This window comes from Haloarcula sp. K1 (assembly GCF_001647155.1).
Taxonomy (GTDB): Archaea; Halobacteriota; Halobacteria; order Halobacteriales; family Haloarculaceae; genus Haloarcula; species Haloarcula hispanica.
On record NZ_LRHL01000023.1, the window covers coordinates 582,454 to 600,261 of the forward strand.

Below are 17,808 nucleotides of genomic sequence, written 5' to 3' on the forward strand. Positions count from 1 at the left end.
AATACTTGTCCCACGAAACTTTCTCTCTATTCGTCTGTCATAATAACGGTATCCCGTTCGGAAATGTCGAGATCAGGGTCGATATCTCGGACTGGCATCCCGCCGCTTTCCGGTGTTTCCGGAAGCGCACTGTCGGCAAACAGGAGCACGGAGATGTTGTCCTTCCCCCCGCGGTCGTTTGCCAGTGACACGAACTCCCGACTCGCCGCGTCGAGGGACGCTGCATCGAGGACCACGTCACGGATCTCGTCGTCGGTGACGGCCGCTTCGCGGATACGCTCGGCCACTGAATCGGCGTGGTCCGAATCGACGTACTCCTCGTACAGTTCCGGCGCGTCGGTCTGTGCGTCGATGAGTCCGTCGCTGGTCGCCAACACCGTGTCCTCCGCGTACAGCCTGACCGTCCGCGTGTCCACCCCGACAGTCGCCTCGTCGGGGTCCTCGTAGCCGGACCCGCCCAGCGCGCGTGTGATCTCGTTGCCGTTCGGGTGGACGTGTGCCTCGACCGGGTCGATTTCGTCGTTGTCGACCCACTCCTGAACGACGGCGTGGTCTCTGGTCAGCGGTGAAATCGTCTCACGGGCGCTGTTGACGACGTAAGCCCGGCTATCACCGACCCAGCCGTAGTGGAGTTTGCCGTCGGCGTAGATGCCTGCAACGACCGTCGTGTAGGATTGGGTCCCGGTCTCGTTTGCGTACCGGATGATCTCGCGGTGGGCCGCCGTAATCGCCTCCGCCACGGCAGTTTCGAGTTCCTGTTCGCCGGGCGGGTCCGGGAGGACGTCGCGGGCGACATCGACGTCGAACCCGCCGGGATAACTCCGGGCCGTTCGAATCGCCACGGGGGCGAGGTGTTCAGCCACGATAGTCGTCGTAATGTACGACGCAATGTCTCCGGCGTCGTGTCCGCCGGCACCGTCGGCCACCACGAACACGCCGGCCGAACGGTTCATCGGTCTCCCGTTGCCCTCAGTGTCAGCTGAAGCCCCTTCGTCAGTGTCCGCTGCGTCCGTGTCGTCAGCGGTATCGGTCGCCGTCTCAGTACCGGCTGTCTCGTCTGTCACATCCGCCGTCTCGTCGCCGTCTGCTGTGACCGGCTCCTTCGACTGTGGTCTGTCTTGCCCGCGGTAGCCGTCCCGATGCCCCTCCTCGAACACCGTCAGCGAGACGCTGTCCTCGTTGATGCCCTGTCCTCGCTTCCGCTCGCCGATGTCGTAGTTCGTGCTGTATCTCATGACTCCTCCGGATGGAACTCGAACGTGACCCCGTAGGTCGGATGGACCAGCGACACCAGGTCGCCGTCGGTGAGTGTCACCGACTCGGGTGGAACGTTGCCGTGTCTGTCGGTCGGGTCCTCGCCCTCGGAGCGCAGACGGTTGCGTCCGGGTTCGGAGAGGACCCGCTGCCAACCGGCCCCCTTCTGGACGAACGTCCCGTTGAGGCTCCGGTCGTGGAGGGACCACTCGCCGTCCTCGATATCGAACTGTACCTGCACCGAGGAGATGTACTCCCCCTGCGGGTCTTCGATTGTTATCGATGCCGGGGGACCGCTCGCGCCCTGTCGCCCGATAGTGTCGCCCGGTTCGACGGTGAACTGCCTGTCCGCTTGAATGTACGTCACTGACGCCGTCGCGGGCGGCGTTGGATCGCGCCGTTCGAGGACCTCTTTGAGGACCGTCGCGTTCCGGTATCGGTCGCGGTAATGTGACTGCGTGGCCCGTTCGACGATTTCGGCCAGATAATCGTCGCAGTCGGCCCCGAACGCTTGCGGGTTCACCCCGTCTTTCTTCGGGACGCTCCCCTTGAGCAAGAATAGGAGTATCTTCCCGATAGAATACACGTCCGACCACGGCCCCTGCCGAACGTCGGTTCGGCTGGCCTCGGCGACTTCGCGGGGCTTGAACGGCCCCAGAATCGTCGTCCCGGTGTTGCCGGAGGACGGATCCTCGGTGGCATCGAACCCCGTCGCCGTATTGAAATCGATCAGCGTGGGCGTGATGTCGGGTGTGAGCATCACGTTCTCCGGTTTCAGGTCCCGGTAGACGATCTCGTTCTCGTGGAGAAACCCCATCGCGTCACAGAGGTCGATGCCGATCTGTCGGACCTGTTCGCTGTCGTCGATTGGGCCGTGCTGGTCGATGACTTCGTCGAGTTCGATCCCGTCGACGATCAGCTGGACGACCAGAAACGGAACGTCACGCTCCGTGACCTGATCGTAGTAGTCCATCACGTTCTCGTGACCGCCGGCCCGGCGGATGCGTTCCAGTGATCCGACCTCCTTTTTGAAGTACTCCTCGATGATGTCGGGGTCGTTCTGGGATTCGGTGTAGTTGGGGTACTTCACAGCGACCGCCTCACCCGTCTCGGTGTCTCTGGCGCGGAACGCCTTCGCGAACCCTCCCTTGCCGAGGAACTCCTCGAGTTCGTACTGGCCGGCGATGACATCACCGCTCTCAGGTTCCCAGTTCATGGATCACCCGTTTCTCCGGCCAGTAGCGGCCCTGCCGACACTGCAGGTCGTTGCAGTCACTTCTGGATGCCCTCGTCAGTGACGATCTTCGTCGCCTTGTTCTGCTCCTTGCGTCCGCCTTCCATCACGATCCGCGTCTCACGCTCAGCGGTCTGGACGGCCTCGGTGTCCTCGCCGTGGATGCGCGTCATCCGCTCCAGTTGGGTCTGTGCCTCGGCGACGTTGCCCTTGCCGAGTTCCGTCTTGATAACGGTCTGTCGGTGGTCCACGTCGACCTGTTCGTTGTGCGCGGCCAGTTTCGCCTCGTCGTCGGTGTAGTCTACGGTGATCGATTCCCGCGTCGTCTCGCCGCCAGCGTGCAGCGTGACATCCGCCACGGACACGGCGTCTTGCGGGTCGTTGGCCGGCGCGTGTATCTTCAGCACGACTCGCTGAGTCTCCCGCTCTAGCAGGTCGGGCAGCGGCACGACAGCCGCGTTGTCCTCCCAGTTGGGGTCTACAGACTGGGTCTGTGGCAGCGAGCGGTACACTTCACTCACCTCGACACCGTCAGCCACGTCAAGTTCGAGACGGGCGTCGGGAGCGACGACGGTCCCGGCCTCCTCGACTGCGTCGCCGAAGAACGACTCGATGTCACCGGCGGCGTCCAGGTGTGTCCATTCGCCGCGGGCAACGGTACCGAGCGTCCGGATCGTCTCCTCGCGGTAGTCGCTCCCGATACCAGCCGCCTTGATTCTGATGCCCTCGGTGTCGATTTCGTGTGCTAGCGTCCCGAACGCTTCCGGGTCGTGGGAGTTGTCCTTCCCATCAGAGAGGAGCAGGACCCGCCGAGCCGTGTTGTCGTCTGTCGGCAGATCCTGCAGGGACGCCTTCGCTTCCAGCAGGCCGCTGTACATATCGGTGCCCCCGCCAGCGGAGATGTCAGCGACCGCGTCCACTGCCGTTTCACGCGAAATAGTCCCCCACCGGGTCGGTGCAAGAACCGTCGTGACCTCGTTGTCGAAGGCGATGATCGAGATGTAATCGTCCTCGTCGAGTAGCCCGAACACCCATTCAGCGCCAGCGCGGGCCTGTTCGATGTCTTCGCCGGCCATCGATCCACTCGCGTCGATACAGAGAGCAATCTGTCGCGTGGGTGGCTCCTCCAACCGTCCGGGCTCGACTTCGATCTCAGCGGTCAGTTTCGCCCCGCCCGTCGGCACGTAGGGTCGGTTGACCTCGCTCACGACAGTAGCGGTCATACTGGTAGATGGGTCGTACGGAGTAATTATATGTTTCCCTCAAATCGAGGGAAAAAAGTTCCAACTGGTACCTGGGTCGGTAGCCTGTAGTTACTAGCTATCCCCCAGTAGTAGGTGCTGTCTACGTCGCCTGTCACGTTGTCTCGACTCGGCTGCCGACCCAGAGAAGGGTTCCGAGCAGTGCCACGACAGTGAGCGGAAGGAGCCACTGGAACAGCGAGAGAAGTCCAGCGCTCGCCTGCACACCGACAACGAGCAAAATAGTGGGCCCACAGCAGGCGAATCCGGAGAGCAGTCCCGGCAACCCCGACACAGCCCCTGCCCCCGGGCCGAGACGGCAGGCCGATGGGCCGCGCCACGCGACGGCGGAGACGGCGAGGTTGAGTCCGACCAGCGATGCCAAGACGGCACCGAGAAGCACGTTCAGCGGCGAGACGAGCAGTTCGACTGGGCCGACGACGACCAGTGCAATCGGTTCCCACTGAAACGGCCCGACCTGCCGGAACGCACGGGTAAGCGGGTTACTGACGACAGAAACCTCGTAGCCGGCTGGGCCGAAACCGAGGTGTCTGAGACCAGCGAGGTACAGCAGGAAGTACGCCAGTCCAGACACACCCAGAAGCAACTGACCGTCGCGGCGGGTGAGCGCTCCCCGGACCGCAACCGCAGTGTGCCGAAGCAAGCGTTCGATGCGAGCGGCCACACCAGCCCCGTCGGCTGCACTATCAGTCGACATACGCACTCTCCGGATAGAAACCGGCCCAGGCGAACCACATGGCGTCGAAGGCCAGTGAACGGTCCAGCGGGAGCGAATCGGCATCGTGTGTGGTCCCTTCGAGCGTGTAGCCGTCGTCCGCCGCTTCGACCGTCGCTGACTCCGGATTCGCGTACACGTAGCCCGTTTCGAGGTCGGTGTCGGCGACGGCGACGTACGGCGTGTCGCCGATGTTGCCTGTCAGAACGCGCTGACTCAGCAATGTTCCCTTATCGAAGGCCACCGCCCCCGTCTCCGTCCGGGTCCCGATGACGACGGTCTTTGGGTGCGCGCGGCTGTCACCCTGCAGCGGCTCAAACAGCGTCCGAGTGCTCGAATAGTAGCCGCGTTTCGCGTTGTACTGGCCGTATGGATCAGTGCCGTAACGCCGCGAGAAGCCGGTATCCTCGGTCAGAACGGTCGTTTCCGGATAGGTACTGGACCAGCGGTCCCACGTCGTCCAAGTGACCCGGAATTCCTGCAGCGACTCGCCCGTTAGTGGGCCTGTAATTGCCGTCGCGAGCATCTGTGGCCACCAGCTGTCGGTGCCCCGGTCGTACATTGTCAGGTTCGAGTTCACCAGTCGACCGGAGACGCCGAACTCCACCGGACCGCGCTCGAATCCCTGTGCGGTGCCCGTCAGCGGACAGTACGTCACGGCGACGGAGTCACCAGCGACAGTGTCGTTCACGATTTCGTGGTGGACGAGAATGTACTGCGGATAGGCTTTCGCCTCCCCGTCGCGGACCACGCCGAACACCGGGTCGTCCAGATCCAGTATCTCTGGAGGCGTGTTGGTGAACGTCGGGTCGTCGATGGACGGAATACCGTCTTTACGAACGCCACCGCTGACGATGTTCTCTTCAAGCGTCCCGATATCGTAGTCCAAATCGAGGCGGCCATCAGCCGTCGGTGGCTTCGACCCGTCGCTTCGGTCGGTTGCCGTCGATGGCGTCCCGGTTCCGCCGCCGGACCCGGCCACTGAACGCGATCCAGTAGTCGAGCCGTCATCTCCCGCGCAGCCTGCGCCGCCGAGTGTCACACCGGCACCAACCGTCGTGAGAAGCCGTCGGCGGGAAAGGTCCATGCCATGTGTAGTCTTTCCAATCACTAAGTCTCGCGGTGAGGGGCCGGTAACTCCCTGCTGGCACGCTCAGCGAGGCTATCTCGGTGTACGAACCAACGCTCGGACGGCCTAATTGACGAGGGTGGCGGCCAGCGACGAGACGTACGCCAGTTCGTCCTCGTTCACGCCGTGGCCCATCCCCTCGTAGATGCGTTCCTCCACATCCCCGTTCAGTTGCTCGAAGACCGAGGCCGTAACGTGAACGCGCTCTTCGGGAATGTGCGGATCGACGTCGCTACAGCCCAGGAACACCGGCGTTTCCTCGATGTCGCCCTCGTACTCGCTCTCGTCGATGGTCTCGCCGATGAGGCCACCACTGAGAGCCACGAGCCCGCCGTAGCGCTGCGGGTTACGGGCGACGAACTCGCTCGCGAGACAGGCCCCCTGGGAGAAGCCCAGGACGAGCACACAGTCGGTTGGTATCCCGGCTTCCTCGGCCTCCGTGACGGCGTCCTCGATAGCCTGCAGTCCCGATGTCCGCCCGGGTTCGTTCTGCTCGACCGGCGAGAGGAAGGAGTTAGGGTACCAGGTGTTCCGCGCGGCCTGGGGGGCGAGCAGAGCCAGCCCGTCCTGCTGGAACTCTGTTCCCATCTGGACGATACTCCGGGCAGTCGCACCCCGACCGTGGACCAGCACCGCCGCCGCGCTCGCCTCCGATAGCGCGGCTCCAGCAGTCACGAGTTGCTGGCCCTGATGGGGGCCGCTCATCGCGCTCCTCCCGGCCGTCGGCTGTGCCCTGTCACGTCCGTGCAGTCCGTTTCTGTTCCCGTTCGCCCGGTTGCCGTAGCCAGCCACCGTGTCGTGTGCATACCTCAGATAGCGCGCGAAGACACTTGACTTGGCACATCGGTCAATCGGTCGAGATATCCCGTGTTCAGGCTCGCAATCGGAGTTCGATGTCGTCACCGTCACGCACTGTGAGACCGGTATCGGTTTCGGAGACAGCGTAGCCGGACTGACGGAGGCGCTTACGTGTCGCAGCAAGGGTTGCTTCGTCGGGGAATCGAATCTCGAACCACGCCAGACCCTGTCCGGCGTGGGGCCTTGACCGCCCCTGCCAGACGTTGGCTCCGATGTGGTGGTGGTAGTCACCGGCCGCCAGAAACACCGCGCCGTCGTACGCGGCTCTGACACGCAATCCGAGTGCGTTGGCGTAGAACGACCGGGCCGTCTCCACTGACGAAACTTCCAGATGTACGTGTCCAATATCGGACCTAGCGGGCATCGACTGTTCACCGGTCGCGGCAGCCGCGACTGACTGCGTATCGAGGGGCTCTGTCACCATTTCGACGTGACCCGACGGTGTCTCCTGCCACGGCGCCCGCGGAAAGTCCCGATAGATCTCGACGCCGTTACCGGCCGGGTCCGACAGATATAGCGCCTCGCTGACACCGTGATCCGATGCGCCGGAAAGTGTCCACTCCGATTCGATACGCTTGAGTGCATCACCCAGCGCCGCTCGCGACGGAACGCGAAACGCGACGTGGTACAGCCCGGTCCCGGCAGAACCTCTCGCTGGTGCGTCTGGCCGACGGTTCAGGATCAGTAGTTCCTGTCCACCCGCACCGAGTATCGTCCGGTCGTCGTCTGAGTCTAGGACTTGGAGGCCGACAACATCACGGTAGAAATCGACAGTCGGTGGTAAGTCAGCAACGGTCAGGGCCACCCGGCCGATCTCGGTTTCTGATGGGAGAGTGGCTTGGTCCATACCGATAGCAGGTATAGGCAGCCCATAACTCTGGGTGCCAGCCGGAGACTCCCGCAACGAGTTTGAGTCGACAGTGTTCGAGTCGAGGCCGTCCGTCATCGAAGCGTTGTACATTGCTAGCACTCGACAGTGCCTTTGGAGAAATGGTAAAATTCAGTGTAAAAAACTCAAAATATACTCCGCACCAGGAATTATTCATGAACTATTACGTATTACTAGCAGAGCCGTGTGTTAACCTTCATCAGAGTAGTACTATAACCTTCGAGTTGTTACCTTGGGTTGACTATGAAAAAGCAGGAGCTCATCCACCTTCACGGCCTGCTTGCACAGGTACAGAACCACTACGAAGCCGAATCCGGGACAGAAGTAGACCACGACGAATACGAGGAACTGGGCGTCAAGCCGACATCGATTCACAAGTCGAAAACAGACCACAAGGCCGCTGTCTTTGCGATTGCTGACGGTATTGCCTCCGAGATGGCTGACGAGACCAAAGAGCCAGTTTCTGCCGCCGCGGACTAACAGTTCTCCGTCGTTTCTATGCAGTTCTCCCGACGAGCAATGCTATTAGTGACTGTATAACGGCTGTCGGAATCATATTGGAGACGCGATACGTCGAGGGTGTTGAACAGAGAGACCCTGTTGCTCGGTAACCGGACTTACTCGTCGATTAATTCCTCGAATTCGGGTAACACGTCGTCCGATTCGTCCTCGGACTGGCCCGACGACTGGTCATCGGCCTCTGCTGTCGACTCTGTCGACGAAGACTCGTCGTCCGTCGTTTCGTCGGCCTCCTCCGGAATCTCCTCGATTTCGAGCACGTCGAGCGGGATGTTCTCGAGTCGTTGCCCAATCTCCTTGCGTGCAATTCGGGCGGCATGTTCGTCCCGTTCGACGTTGAACACGGTCATCTCCAGTTCGAGTGCGACGAGACTCTCATCGGCCGCGAGAAAAGCCGGTTCCAGTGTCTCGCCGCAGTGCGGGCAGTGCCGGTCGCCCATGTTGATCTCGACGTAGTTGAGGTCGGGGTTCAGCATTTCCCCCGTCTTCGAGATGGCGATGCGAACTGCCTCGTCCGCAGATGCCACATCGTACACTGGGACTGCGGCCTCGACAACAACTCGGCAATTCATGCTAGTATGTTTGTTTCCCAATATAATGAAGGTTAGCCCTGAAACGGGGATCACCTCTCACCCCATATATCGTGGTATAGAGGGGCAGAAAGCACCGTTGAGCCGCACAGACGCAAGCGACATAAAACATCACGACGGCGAAAAGCAGTGACAGATCAGACGGATATGAACGTCCGCTAGTCGAGAGAGGTCTCCAACCCGTGCGAGCGGAACTCGTAACGCCATTACCTCCGGGTCCGTACACACGGACAATGGAACAGGGCGTCATCGACGTCGGGTCGCTGGCCGGCGGTATCGACCTCCAGGCAACTGTCGAGAGCGGGCAGTCCTACCTCTGGAACCGGGAGGACGGCGAAATGTACCAGCGCGACGGGGGAACCGGGGACGACGCGTGGTACTGGACGACAGTCCGTCGAGACGGGTCACCAGCAGTCATCCGCGTCCGGCAGCGGGACGGTGTCCTCGAATGGGAGTCCACGATCGACGCGGAGGCAGACCTCAAGCGACTCCTGCGGCTTAGGGACGACCTCTCCGCGATTCGGACGACGGCACCGGCCGACGACGTGGTCCAATCAGCCTACGATAGGTTCTGGGGGATGCGTCTCGTTCAGGACCCACCGTTTGGCTCCCTCATCTCGTTCATTTGCTCGGCCCAGATGCGCGTGGCCCGGATACACAGTATGCAACAGGCGCTCCGCGACGCGTTCGGCGAGACAGTCGAGTTCGACGGGCGGACGTACAACGCCTATCCGACGCCGTCAGCGTTGGCCGAAACGACCGAAGAACGCCTCCGGGACCTCGGGCTGGGCTATCGAGCGCCGTACGTCCAGCGCACCGCGGAGATGGTCGCAGGCGGCGAGGCCGACCCGGAGGAAGCCGTCGGTCTCGACTACGAGGACGCCAGGGAGTCGCTCACCCGCTTCGTCGGCGTCGGCGACAAGGTCGCGGACTGCGTGTTGCTGTTCTCGCTTGACTACCTCGAAGCGGTCCCGCTAGACACCTGGATCCGGTCGACCATCGAGGAGTACTACCCGGAGTGTGAGCGAGGGAACTACACCGACACGTCCCGGGCCATCCGGGCCGCGCTCGGCGGCGAGTACGCCGGCTACACGCAGACCTACTTGTTCCATTATCTCCGGACGGGCAGCGACGAAAACTGACGCGGGTGATGGAAGGCGACAGTATAACGGAGTCCACAAGCAAACCCTCGGACATGGCTCGCACGCGAGCACATGTATTCGTCTCCGGTCGTGTCCAGGGCGTCTATTACAGAGCGACCACGCGGGAGCGCGCACAGGACCAGGGGGTCGACGGGTGGGTCCGGAACCTCGACGACGGGCGCGTCGAAGCGGTGTTCGAGGGCCCCGAGGACGACGTAGAAGCGATGGTCGAGTTCTGCCACGAGGGGAGCGAACGCGCGAACGTAACCGACGTCGAAGTCGAGTTTGAGGAGCCGGAGGGTATCAACGGCTTCGAGGTCCGCTGGTAAGCCGCCGTCCCGTAGAGTTACTTCACTGGCGGGCGAACCCGCGGGTATGCTCACCGGCTCCGAAATGGGTGTCGTCGATGAGAACGCCGCGGCGCTCGGCGTCCCGCGCAAACAGCTGATGGAGTCGTCCGGGCACGCCGTCGCACGGGCGGTCCGTACCCTCGCTGACCCCGGCGACCAAGTCACCATCGTCGCTGGTCGAGGGAACAACGGCGGAGACGCGCTCGTCACCGCCCGCTTTCTCGACGAGTACGACCTCCGCGTCCTTTTGTTGGGCCGCCCGGACGCAATCTCGACGACGATTGCCAGGGAGAACTGGGATGCCCTCCAGCACGCCGAGTATCCGACGAAACCAGTCAAAGATTCCTCGGCCTTCGACCTTGGGAGCCCTGACGTCGTCGTCGACGCGATGCTAGGAACGGGAATCGCCGGTGCCCTCCGGGAACCGGAGGCAACGGCCGCCACGGCGATGAACGAGAGCGACGCGATCGTCCTCTCTGTGGACGTCCCGTCGGGCCTCGACGCCGAAACGGGGCGGCTAGCCGAGAACGCCGTCGACGCCGACCACGTCGTCACGTTTCACGACACCAAACCCGGTCTGGCGGACCTCGACGTCCCGGTCACAGTCGCCGACATCGGCATCCCCGACGCCGCGGAGTTGTTCATCGAGCGCGGTGATCTCACCCGCCTCGAACGGGACCCAGCGAGCCACAAAGGCGACAACGGCGAGGTGCTGGTCGTCGGCGGCGGCCCGTACACCGGCGCGCCGGCGCTCACGGCCCAGGCCGCCCTCAGAGGCGGGGCCGACCTCGTTCGAGTCGCCTGCCCGGCAGTCGTCGCGCGGGAAATCCAGTCCTACAGCGAGAACCTCATCCTCAGACCGTTCGACGGGGACCACCTCGCGCCACCCCACGTCGACAACCTCGCCGAACTGGCGGCAGAGCACGACACGCTGATCGTCGGGCCGGGACTCGGGAACGCCGACGCGACGCTGGAAGCGGTCGGGGACCTGCTGTCAGGATTCGAGGGGACGGCTGTCGTCGACGCCGACGCTCTTTCCGTGGTTCCGGACATCGAAACGGACGCGGACCTCGTCTGTACGCCCCACCAGGGCGAGCTTCTCGGGATGGGCGGCGAGACGTCCGAGGACTGGCGGGAGCGGGCGGACCTCGTGGAGTCCTTCGCATCGGAGGTCGACCAGACACTGCTGGTCAAAGGCCCGTACGACATCGTCTCCGACGGCGAGCGAACCCGCGTCGGCCGGACGGGCAATCCGGGGATGACGGTCGGCGGCACCGGCGACGTGCTCGCGGGCGTGACGGGGGCGCTCGCCTGCGTTCAGGAGCCGCTCGACGCGGCCGCCATCGCCGCCTACACCGTCGGCACGGTCGGCGACCGGGTCGTCGACGACCGCGGCTACGGATTGGTCGCAACGGACCTGCTAGACGAGATACCGAGCGTACTGTGGCAGCGGGAAGCAGAAGCGTAGCGTCCGCAGTCAGGCCGACGCACCGACCAGCTCCCCGGCTTTCGCTCGGGACTGCTCGATGATCGCGGGCCGCGCCTCGAACTCGATAACCACCTGGTCGCCGTAGTCGACCGTCTCCACGCTGGCGTGGTCGTGAATCCACGAGACGAGGCTCATCGTGTCGTCGGTCATCGGGAGCACGAGTCGCTCGCGTTCGTAGTCCGGCAGTTCGTGGTCGATGCGGTCCGCCAGGTCGTCGATGTTGAGCCCCTGCTTGGCGCTGACGGCGACGGGGTTCGGAGCCAGCGACGAGAGCGCGTCTTTCTTGCGGCGGACCTCTTCATCATCGACCATGTCGGTCTTGTTGAGGACTGTGACGATGGGCGCTTCGTTGCGCTCGTACAGCGTGTCGTGGCTCGTCACCAGTTTCTCCCGGATTTCCTCGACCGACTCGGAGACATCGACGACGAGCAAGACCAGATCGGCGTGGTACACCGACCCGAGCGTCGATTTGAACGATTCGACGAGCCAGTGCGGGAGGTCCTGAATGAACCCGACGGTGTCGGTGACCAGCACCTCGCGCTTGCCGACCGCCGCGCGGCGGGTGGTCGTGCCAAGCGTCGTGAACAGACGGTCCTCGCTCTCGGCCGTGGTATCGAGGTCGGGATGCAAGTCGTCGTTCTCATCGACGTCGAGGTCGTCGGCGAGGCGGCGCAGGAGCGTCGACTTCCCGGCGTTGGTGTAGCCGGCCAGCGCGACGAGGTCGAAGCCGGACTCGCGGCGCTGCTCCCGGCGGTGTCGCTCGGTCTCCTCGATGGATTCCAGTTCGTCCCGGATGTTGGCGATCTGCTTTTTGATGTCCTCTTCGCGGGACTCGTCGTACTCGCCGAGCCCCATGAACCCCGGCCGCTCGTCGCGTTTGGCCAGGCTCGCCTTGGCCTCGGCGCGCGGGAGTTCGTAGCGCAGTTCCGCGAGTTCGACCTGGAGTTGGGCTTTTCGCGTCTGGGCCCGCTGGCCGAAGATTTCGAGGATGAGCCGGAAGCGGTCGATGACGCGCACCCGCTCGGGGAGCTCGTTCCCGATGTTGTACGTCTGGTACGGGCCGAGTTGATTGTCGAAGATCACGACGGCGGCCCCTTCGCGAGCGACCGCGTTGCTCAATCGCGTTACCTTCCCCTCGCCGAGGTGGTACGCCGGGTCCTCCGTTCTGGTCTGTGTGATCTCGTCGACAACCTCGTAGCCGGCCGCCCGGGCAAGGTCCCGGATTTCCGTCGTGTCGGCGGTGCCACTGTCGACGCGCTTCGCGATAACCGCTCGTTTCGTGGTGTGTGTCGCCGTCACTCGTTGGAAAACTACGGCGTCCGATTATTTAACCCCCCGGGAGGGGACTCACACTCTTCCGGGGGTCGGCGGTTGGACGGTAAAATGGCAGATACTGAGCGATTCCTGCAGCCGGCTGGCGAAACTAACGACTTCGATACCCGCTCGAAGGCTGAAATGCAGCCAGCAAAGCGGTAGCGGTCAGTCCGGCTTATTCGAGGTCGAAGCGGTCGAGCTTCATGACCTTGTTCCATGTGTCCACGAAGTCGTGGACGAGCTTCTCCTCCGCGTCGGCAGAGCCGTAGACTTCCGAGATGGCCCGGAGCCGGTCGTTCGAGCCGAAGACGAGGTCGATGCGTGTGGCTTCCCACTTGACCTCGCCGGTATCACGGTCGAGACCTTTGTAGACGTGTTCTGAGTCCGACGCCGGCTCCCACTCCGTTCCCATGTCGAGCAGGTTCACGAAGAAGTCGTTGGTCAGCGTCTCCGGTTCGTCGGTGAAGACGCCGAGGTCGGTGTCCCCGTAGTTCGCACCGATCGAGCGCATCCCGCCGATCAGGGCGGTCAGTTCCGACGCTGTCAGGTTCAGCAGGTCCGCGTTGTCGACCAGCACTTCCTCGGCCGGTCGCGTGATGTCGTCCTGGATGTAGTTTCGAGCCCCGTCGACCTTCGGCTTGAGAGCGTCGAAGGAGGCGGCGTCGGTGTGTTCCGGCCCGGCATCCACTCGGCCGGGTTCGAACGGGATCTCGACGTCGTAGCCGGCGTTCGCTGCCGCCTGTTCTACGGCCGCGTTGCCGCCCAGCACAATCAGGTCGGCAAGCGAGACCTGCGTCCCGTCGGAGCGCGAGTCGTTGAATTCCGTCTGGATGTTTTCGAGCGTCCCCAGGACCGTCTCTAGCTGCTCGGGCTCGTTGACTTCCCAGTTTTTCTGGGGTTCGAGTCGGAGACGAGCGCCATTAGCGCCGCCGCGCTTGTCGCTGTCGCGGTAGGTCGATGCCGACGCCCACGCGGTCTTGACGAGCTGGGAGACAGAGAGGTCCGAATCGAGGATCTTTTCCTTGAGCTCGGTGACCTCCTCGTCCCCGATCAGGTCGTAGTCGGCGTCCGGGAGCGGGTCCTGCCAGATCATCTCTTCGTCAGGAACCTCCGGACCGAGGAACCGCTCAGGCGGCCCCATGTCGCGGTGGGTCAGCTTGTACCAGGCCTTCGCGAAGTTCATCCCGAACTCCATCGGGTTCTCCTGGAAGGTTTCCATGACCTCTCGGTAGTCCGGGTCTCGCTTCAGGGCGATGTCCGTCGTGAGCATCATCGGCGTCTGCTTTTCGTCTGGGTCGTGTGCGTCCGGCACGCTGTTTTTCAGCTCCTCGCTCGTGGGTGCCCACTGCCACGCGCCGCCAGGACCCTTCTCCGGCTCCCACTCGTAGTCGAGCAGGTTGTTGATGTATCCCATATCCCACTCGGTCGGCGACTGGGTCCACGGCCCTTCGATACCGCTCGTGATCATCTCGCCGCCTTTGCTGTTCCCGTTCTCGTTTTGCCAGCCGAGGCCCTGCTGCTCGATGGGGGCCGCTTCGGGCTCGGGACCGAGGTTCTCCTCGGGGTCGTCAGCGCCGTGGACTTTGCCGAACGTGTGTCCGCCGGCGATGAGCGCGGCCGTCTCCTTGTCGTTCATCGCCATCCGGTCGAACGTCTGCCGGATGTTCTTCGCCGACGCCTCCGGGTCAGGGTTGCCATCCGGTCCTTCCGGGTTCACGTAGATGAGGCCCATCACGGAGGCACCGAGCCCTTCTTCGATTTCGCCTGGCTCGTCGAAGCGTTCCTGGGTTTCCATCTCGTCTTCCGGCCCCCAGTTGACAGCCTTGTCCTCCTCGAAGGCGTCCTCGCGGCCGCCGGCGTAGCCGAACGTTTTGAACCCCATCGACTCGATAGCGACGTTCCCTGCGAGGATCATCAGGTCGGCCCAGGAGATCTTTTGGCCGTATTTCTGCTTGATCGGCAGGAGCAGTCGTCGCGCCTTGTCGAGGTTCGCGTTGTCCGGCCAGCTGTTGATAGGTGCAAAGCGCTGTCGGCCGCCAGCCGCGCCACCGCGACCGTCGGCGGTCCGGTACGTCCCGGCGCTGTGCCAAGCCATCCGGATGAACAGCGGGCCGTAGTGGCCGTAGTCGGCTGGCCACCAGTCCTGCGACGACGTCATCAGCTCTTCGAGATCCGACTTCACCGCTTCGAGGTCGAGTTTCTGGAACTCCTCCGCATAATCAAAGTCGTCCTCCATCGGACCGACATCACGGGCGTTCTGGTCGAGGATCTCCAGATTCAGCTTGTTTGGCCACCAGTCCTGATTAGATTTCGGTCGCTTCGAATGTCCACCTGCGGCACCGCTCATATCGGAATTCGGTGTTTCTGCCATCTTAACAGTAAGTAAGATTCGTCGGTAGCATACAAATCTTTGGATATGAGTAAAGAAATGGCATCGTGTGAAAAATATCGCCCCGAATTCTTTGGGACACCCCGGTAGCAACGACACCCGTTCCTGTGGCGGAGGCTGTGTAAAAGGGAAAGCGCCAGAGGGAGCACAAAGGATTTAAAAACAGGCGGTCAGGTACGCTGTATGGGTGAGTTCGTACTCCAACTAGATGGGTTGGGCCTCCAGCAGATGGGCCTCGAATTCGGTGGCGGCGGCCTTATCGGCGGGATCATCGGGTTCGCCGCCAAGAAGGTCGCAAAGCTCATTGCCGTCATCATCGGCATCGAGCTGGCACTGTTCAAGTTCCTCGAGACGCGTGGCATCCTCCAGGTGAACTGGGACGCGATAGGCGGGGCCGCACAGAACGCGACCGGCACCGCCGGGAACGCGGCGTCGGCGCAACCGCCGTCCTGGGTCACGTCACTGCTCTCGGCGCTGCCGGTCAGCGCTGGTTTCACTGCCGGGTTCTTGGTCGGCTTCAAGAAAGGGTAACGCGACGCCGCGGCGTTAGCGCGTACTGATGTCGTCTTCGTCTTTGATTATCTGGGTTTCTGCCTCGCCGCTGGTGTGTTCGTTCACCACGTCGTAGAAGTCGTTCTGTAGGCCGGCCGGGAACGTCATGACGCCGACCCACGAGCCGTCGGACTGCCACTCCTCGCGTTCGAGGTCGCCGAACTGTCGGATCTGTGCCTGGGCGCTCCCAGCGTAGTCCGCGGGGACCTGCACGGCGACGGTGACCTCGTCGAACCGGATCGGAATGACCGGCCGGAGCGCATCGAGGGCGTCGTCGACCTGCGCCTCGACGGGTTCCATCGGGTCGACTCTGAAGTCCGTCTCTTCGAGCGCGGATTCGATGCGCTCCGGCGGGTGCGGCGCGTCGTCCATCTGTGGGTTGACCGCGTTGCGCGTGATCCGCTGGATGAGCTGTTTGTGCTTTTGTTCCTGCATCTCGCGGCGCTGGTCGGCCGTGATCTGTATCTCCCCCCGCTTGATGACTTCGGGGATGATGGCCATCGGATCAGTGGTGTCAAACACCTCTTCGAGCATATTCTCGGGCGGTCGGTCCCCCCGCGAGGCGTCCTCGAACACGTCCTCCGCGGCGATAACGTCCTCGAGGTCGCCGTCGAAGTCATCACGTTTTATCGCTAGCGCCGCGTCCGGATCCACCAGTACCTCGAACCGCTGGCCGTGGGATTCGAGGCGCGCCGTCACCGCCTCGTCAAGCGATATCATACCCGTCGGTAGCAGTGGGCCAGTTAAAGGCCTTACTGCGTGGTCGGACAGAAAAAGTCCAGTCGCCCGCGAGGGCTGTCGGAAGGGTTACTCTTCGGTGGCGTCTTCGCCTTCGTCGTCCGCGTCTTCACCGGTATCAAGGAGGTCGGCCTCCGCGAGGTGAGTCTCCTTCTCCTCGTCGGTCAGCTGGCCGAACGTCTCCGTTTCGACGTCGACCGTGGCGACGCCGATGCCTTCCGGCGTGAGCCCGTCCTCGTTGACCGACGCGAGAGCGGCCAGCGCGAGGTCGACGCCCTCGTCGAGGTCCATCCCCTCGTCGTAGTGCTCTTCGAGGTAATCCCGGATGTCGCCGCGGTCGGCTCCGACAGCGAGGGCCTTCCATTCGTAGGGCGTCCCGGAGGGATCGGTCTCGAACAGACGCGGCTCGCCGTTGACGATGCCGCCGATGATGAGCGCGACGCCGAACGGGCGCGCGCCGCCGACCTGCGTGTACTGCTGGATGTAATCGGTGATTTCCTTGGTGAGGGTCTCGACGCCGACCGGCTCGCCGTAGCGCAGCTGGTTCACCTGCGCCTGGCGGCGGGCGAAGTCGATGAGCTGTCGGGCGTCGGCGACGTGGCCGGCCGAGGCGATGCCGATGTGGTCGTCGGCCTTGTGGATCTTCTCGACCGAGGAGCGCTCCATCAGCGGCGACCGGATGCGCTTGTCCACGGCGAGAACGACGCCGTCGCTCGTTCTGACGCCGATGCTTGCTGTGCCGCGTTTGACCGCTTCGCGGGCGTACTCGACCTGGTAGAGGCGTCCGTCCGGCGAGAAGATAGTAATCCCGCGGTCGTAGGCCTGCTGTTGATTTTGTCCCTGCATAGTTATCGGAAATCGAGTGCTGTCGCGCCGACGAACGCGCCGCCGGAGGCCGCTTCGACATCGTAGCGCGGAGGCCGAACAGTAGCGCTCCGGTCTGCGTTCTCGAACACGACGTGTCTCTGTTCAGTGGCTTCCGGCGGCCCGCGTATATACTTTTCTTCACAGGCACGCACAGTGCCGCTAATCCCCCGGACACGGACCCGAACCTCATCGCCGTCGACGCTCTCCAGACAGGTCAGTGCGGCCCGCGCTGGGTCTGTCTGGCCGCGTCTGGTCCGGACGATGGCCTCGGCCGTGCCGTCGTAGTCGTGGAACTGGAGGACGGTCATGTCCGTCTCGGCGCTGCCGGTGTCGCCCAGCAGGTTCTGGGCGGCGTACCACACCGCCCGCTGGAACGCCCGACGGTCCAGCGACGCTGTCGGCCACGTCTCGATACCGACGGCCAGATAGCGCCACCGGGGCCGGAGATGCTTCGGGAGGTGTTTCATACGCCAGCGTTGGGGTGGAGGACAATGAGCGGTGTGGTATTGCTACTGTC

18 protein-coding genes are annotated in these 17,808 nt (G+C 63.2%); 5 read left to right on the plus strand and 13 right to left on the minus strand.

Annotated features, from left to right (window positions below; genetic code table 11):
• Positions 1–26: 26 nt before the first annotated feature.
• The 7 genes from AV929_RS10280 to AV929_RS10310 all read right to left on the minus strand — a co-directional run bounded on the left by AV929_RS10280 (position 27) and on the right by AV929_RS10310 (position 7,299).
• Complete coding sequence (locus tag AV929_RS10280) at positions 27–1,235, minus strand: PP2C family serine/threonine-protein phosphatase (protein WP_050038181.1); 1,209 nt, start codon at positions 1,233–1,235, stop codon at positions 27–29.
• Positions 1,232–2,470 (minus strand): FHA domain-containing serine/threonine-protein kinase, encoded by a 1,239-nt coding sequence (locus AV929_RS10285; RefSeq protein ID WP_014040565.1) that lies wholly within the window; start codon positions 2,468–2,470, stop codon positions 1,232–1,234. Before AV929_RS10285 ends, AV929_RS10280 begins: the two co-directional genes overlap by 4 nt.
• A gap of 56 nt (positions 2,471–2,526) precedes the next feature.
• Complete coding sequence (locus tag AV929_RS10290; protein WP_023843299.1) at positions 2,527–3,711, minus strand: VWA domain-containing protein; 1,185 nt, start codon at positions 3,709–3,711, stop codon at positions 2,527–2,529.
• 133 nt (positions 3,712–3,844) lie between these two features.
• Positions 3,845–4,447 (minus strand): hypothetical protein, encoded by a 603-nt coding sequence (locus AV929_RS10295; RefSeq protein ID WP_014040567.1) that lies wholly within the window; start codon positions 4,445–4,447, stop codon positions 3,845–3,847.
• A complete protein-coding gene (locus tag AV929_RS10300; RefSeq protein WP_196219984.1) occupies positions 4,437–5,552 on the minus strand; it encodes a DUF3179 domain-containing protein in 1,116 nt (371 codons plus the stop codon). The genes AV929_RS10295 and AV929_RS10300 overlap by 11 nt, the downstream gene beginning before the upstream one ends.
• A gap of 108 nt (positions 5,553–5,660) precedes the next feature.
• The gene (locus AV929_RS10305) at positions 5,661–6,299 is read right to left on the minus strand and encodes an alpha/beta hydrolase (RefSeq protein ID WP_014040569.1); all 639 of its coding nucleotides are present in this window, start codon (positions 6,297–6,299) and stop codon (positions 5,661–5,663) included.
• Positions 6,300–6,465: 166 nt separating this feature from the next.
• On the minus strand, positions 6,466–7,299 hold the full coding sequence (locus tag AV929_RS10310; RefSeq protein ID WP_044952237.1) for a VOC family protein: 834 nt from the start codon (positions 7,297–7,299) through the stop codon (positions 6,466–6,468).
• Positions 7,300–7,584: 285 nt separating this feature from the next.
• Here AV929_RS10310 and AV929_RS10315 point away from each other — a divergent pair, with 285 nt between their 5' ends.
• Positions 7,585–7,821 carry a UPF0058 family protein gene (locus AV929_RS10315; protein ID WP_004592453.1) on the plus strand — a complete coding sequence of 79 codons (237 nt, stop codon included), beginning with the start codon at positions 7,585–7,587 and terminating at the stop codon, positions 7,819–7,821.
• A gap of 137 nt (positions 7,822–7,958) precedes the next feature.
• Here AV929_RS10315 and AV929_RS10320 read toward each other — a convergent pair whose 3' ends face one another.
• Positions 7,959–8,432 (minus strand): DUF555 domain-containing protein, encoded by a 474-nt coding sequence (locus AV929_RS10320; RefSeq protein WP_014040571.1) that lies wholly within the window; start codon positions 8,430–8,432, stop codon positions 7,959–7,961.
• A 251-nt stretch (positions 8,433–8,683) separates the two neighbouring features.
• Between AV929_RS10320 and AV929_RS10325 the strand changes: the two genes are divergently transcribed.
• From AV929_RS10325 to AV929_RS10335, 3 genes are read left to right on the plus strand one after another with little or no spacing between them, the layout of a single operon-like run.
• Positions 8,684–9,592, plus strand: a complete 909-nt coding sequence (locus tag AV929_RS10325) for a DNA-3-methyladenine glycosylase (protein ID WP_050038185.1) — start codon at positions 8,684–8,686, stop codon at positions 9,590–9,592.
• A gap of 53 nt (positions 9,593–9,645) precedes the next feature.
• A complete protein-coding gene (locus AV929_RS10330) occupies positions 9,646–9,921 on the plus strand; it encodes an acylphosphatase (protein ID WP_165353752.1) in 276 nt (91 codons plus the stop codon).
• Positions 9,922–9,967: 46 nt separating this feature from the next.
• Positions 9,968–11,410 carry a bifunctional ADP-dependent NAD(P)H-hydrate dehydratase/NAD(P)H-hydrate epimerase gene (locus tag AV929_RS10335; protein ID WP_050038186.1) on the plus strand — a complete coding sequence of 481 codons (1,443 nt, stop codon included), beginning with the start codon at positions 9,968–9,970 and terminating at the stop codon, positions 11,408–11,410.
• Positions 11,411–11,419: 9 nt separating this feature from the next.
• Here AV929_RS10335 and hflX read toward each other — a convergent pair whose 3' ends face one another.
• Both hflX and katG read right to left on the minus strand, forming a co-directional pair.
• Positions 11,420–12,730 (minus strand): GTPase HflX, encoded by a 1,311-nt coding sequence (gene hflX, locus AV929_RS10340; RefSeq protein ID WP_014040575.1) that lies wholly within the window; start codon positions 12,728–12,730, stop codon positions 11,420–11,422.
• A gap of 190 nt (positions 12,731–12,920) precedes the next feature.
• Positions 12,921–15,116: a catalase/peroxidase HPI gene (gene katG, locus AV929_RS10345; protein ID WP_064288197.1), complete on the minus strand. Its 2,196-nt coding sequence runs from the start codon at positions 15,114–15,116 to the stop codon at positions 12,921–12,923.
• 201 nt (positions 15,117–15,317) lie between these two features.
• Here katG and AV929_RS10350 point away from each other — a divergent pair, with 201 nt between their 5' ends.
• Positions 15,318–15,665: an FUN14 domain-containing protein gene (locus tag AV929_RS10350; RefSeq protein WP_008308823.1), complete on the plus strand. Its 348-nt coding sequence runs from the start codon at positions 15,318–15,320 to the stop codon at positions 15,663–15,665.
• A gap of 15 nt (positions 15,666–15,680) precedes the next feature.
• Here the strand turns inward: AV929_RS10350 and AV929_RS10355 are convergent, their stop codons facing one another.
• The 3 genes from AV929_RS10355 to AV929_RS10365 form a co-directional block, all read right to left on the minus strand.
• Entirely contained in the window at positions 15,681–16,406 is a 726-nt protein-coding gene (locus AV929_RS10355; protein ID WP_014040578.1) for a ribosome assembly factor SBDS, read from the minus strand.
• Positions 16,407–16,493: 87 nt separating this feature from the next.
• Complete coding sequence (gene psmA, locus AV929_RS10360; RefSeq protein ID WP_014040579.1) at positions 16,494–17,270, minus strand: archaeal proteasome endopeptidase complex subunit alpha; 777 nt, start codon at positions 17,268–17,270, stop codon at positions 16,494–16,496.
• Positions 17,271–17,272: 2 nt separating this feature from the next.
• Positions 17,273–17,758 carry an Rpp14/Pop5 family protein gene (locus AV929_RS10365; RefSeq protein ID WP_050007415.1) on the minus strand — a complete coding sequence of 162 codons (486 nt, stop codon included), beginning with the start codon at positions 17,756–17,758 and terminating at the stop codon, positions 17,273–17,275.
• Between the last annotated feature and the right edge of the window lie 50 nt (positions 17,759–17,808).

Coding starts and splice junctions, on each gene's coding strand:
- AV929_RS10355 (WP_014040578.1), bottom strand. CDS start 16,406: ATGATATCGCTTGACGAGGCGGTGACGGCGCGCCTCGAATCCCACGGC.
- AV929_RS10315 (WP_004592453.1), top strand. CDS start 7,585: ATGAAAAAGCAGGAGCTCATCCACCTTCACGGCCTGCTTGCACAGGTA.
- katG (WP_064288197.1), bottom strand. CDS start 15,116: ATGGCAGAAACACCGAATTCCGATATGAGCGGTGCCGCAGGTGGACAT.
- AV929_RS10350 (WP_008308823.1), top strand. CDS start 15,318: ATGGGTGAGTTCGTACTCCAACTAGATGGGTTGGGCCTCCAGCAGATG.
- AV929_RS10330 (WP_165353752.1), top strand. CDS start 9,646: ATGGCTCGCACGCGAGCACATGTATTCGTCTCCGGTCGTGTCCAGGGC.
- AV929_RS10290 (WP_023843299.1), bottom strand. CDS start 3,711: ATGACCGCTACTGTCGTGAGCGAGGTCAACCGACCCTACGTGCCGACG.
- AV929_RS10325 (WP_050038185.1), top strand. CDS start 8,684: ATGGAACAGGGCGTCATCGACGTCGGGTCGCTGGCCGGCGGTATCGAC.
- AV929_RS10310 (WP_044952237.1), bottom strand. CDS start 7,299: ATGGACCAAGCCACTCTCCCATCAGAAACCGAGATCGGCCGGGTGGCC.
- AV929_RS10335 (WP_050038186.1), top strand. CDS start 9,968: ATGCTCACCGGCTCCGAAATGGGTGTCGTCGATGAGAACGCCGCGGCG.
- AV929_RS10365 (WP_050007415.1), bottom strand. CDS start 17,758: ATGAAACACCTCCCGAAGCATCTCCGGCCCCGGTGGCGCTATCTGGCC.
- AV929_RS10285 (WP_014040565.1), bottom strand. CDS start 2,470: ATGAACTGGGAACCTGAGAGCGGTGATGTCATCGCCGGCCAGTACGAA.
- AV929_RS10300 (WP_196219984.1), bottom strand. CDS start 5,552: ATGGACCTTTCCCGCCGACGGCTTCTCACGACGGTTGGTGCCGGTGTG.
- AV929_RS10305 (WP_014040569.1), bottom strand. CDS start 6,299: ATGAGCGGCCCCCATCAGGGCCAGCAACTCGTGACTGCTGGAGCCGCG.
- AV929_RS10295 (WP_014040567.1), bottom strand. CDS start 4,447: ATGTCGACTGATAGTGCAGCCGACGGGGCTGGTGTGGCCGCTCGCATC.
- AV929_RS10320 (WP_014040571.1), bottom strand. CDS start 8,432: ATGAATTGCCGAGTTGTTGTCGAGGCCGCAGTCCCAGTGTACGATGTG.
- AV929_RS10280 (WP_050038181.1), bottom strand. CDS start 1,235: ATGAGATACAGCACGAACTACGACATCGGCGAGCGGAAGCGAGGACAG.
- psmA (WP_014040579.1), bottom strand. CDS start 17,270: ATGCAGGGACAAAATCAACAGCAGGCCTACGACCGCGGGATTACTATC.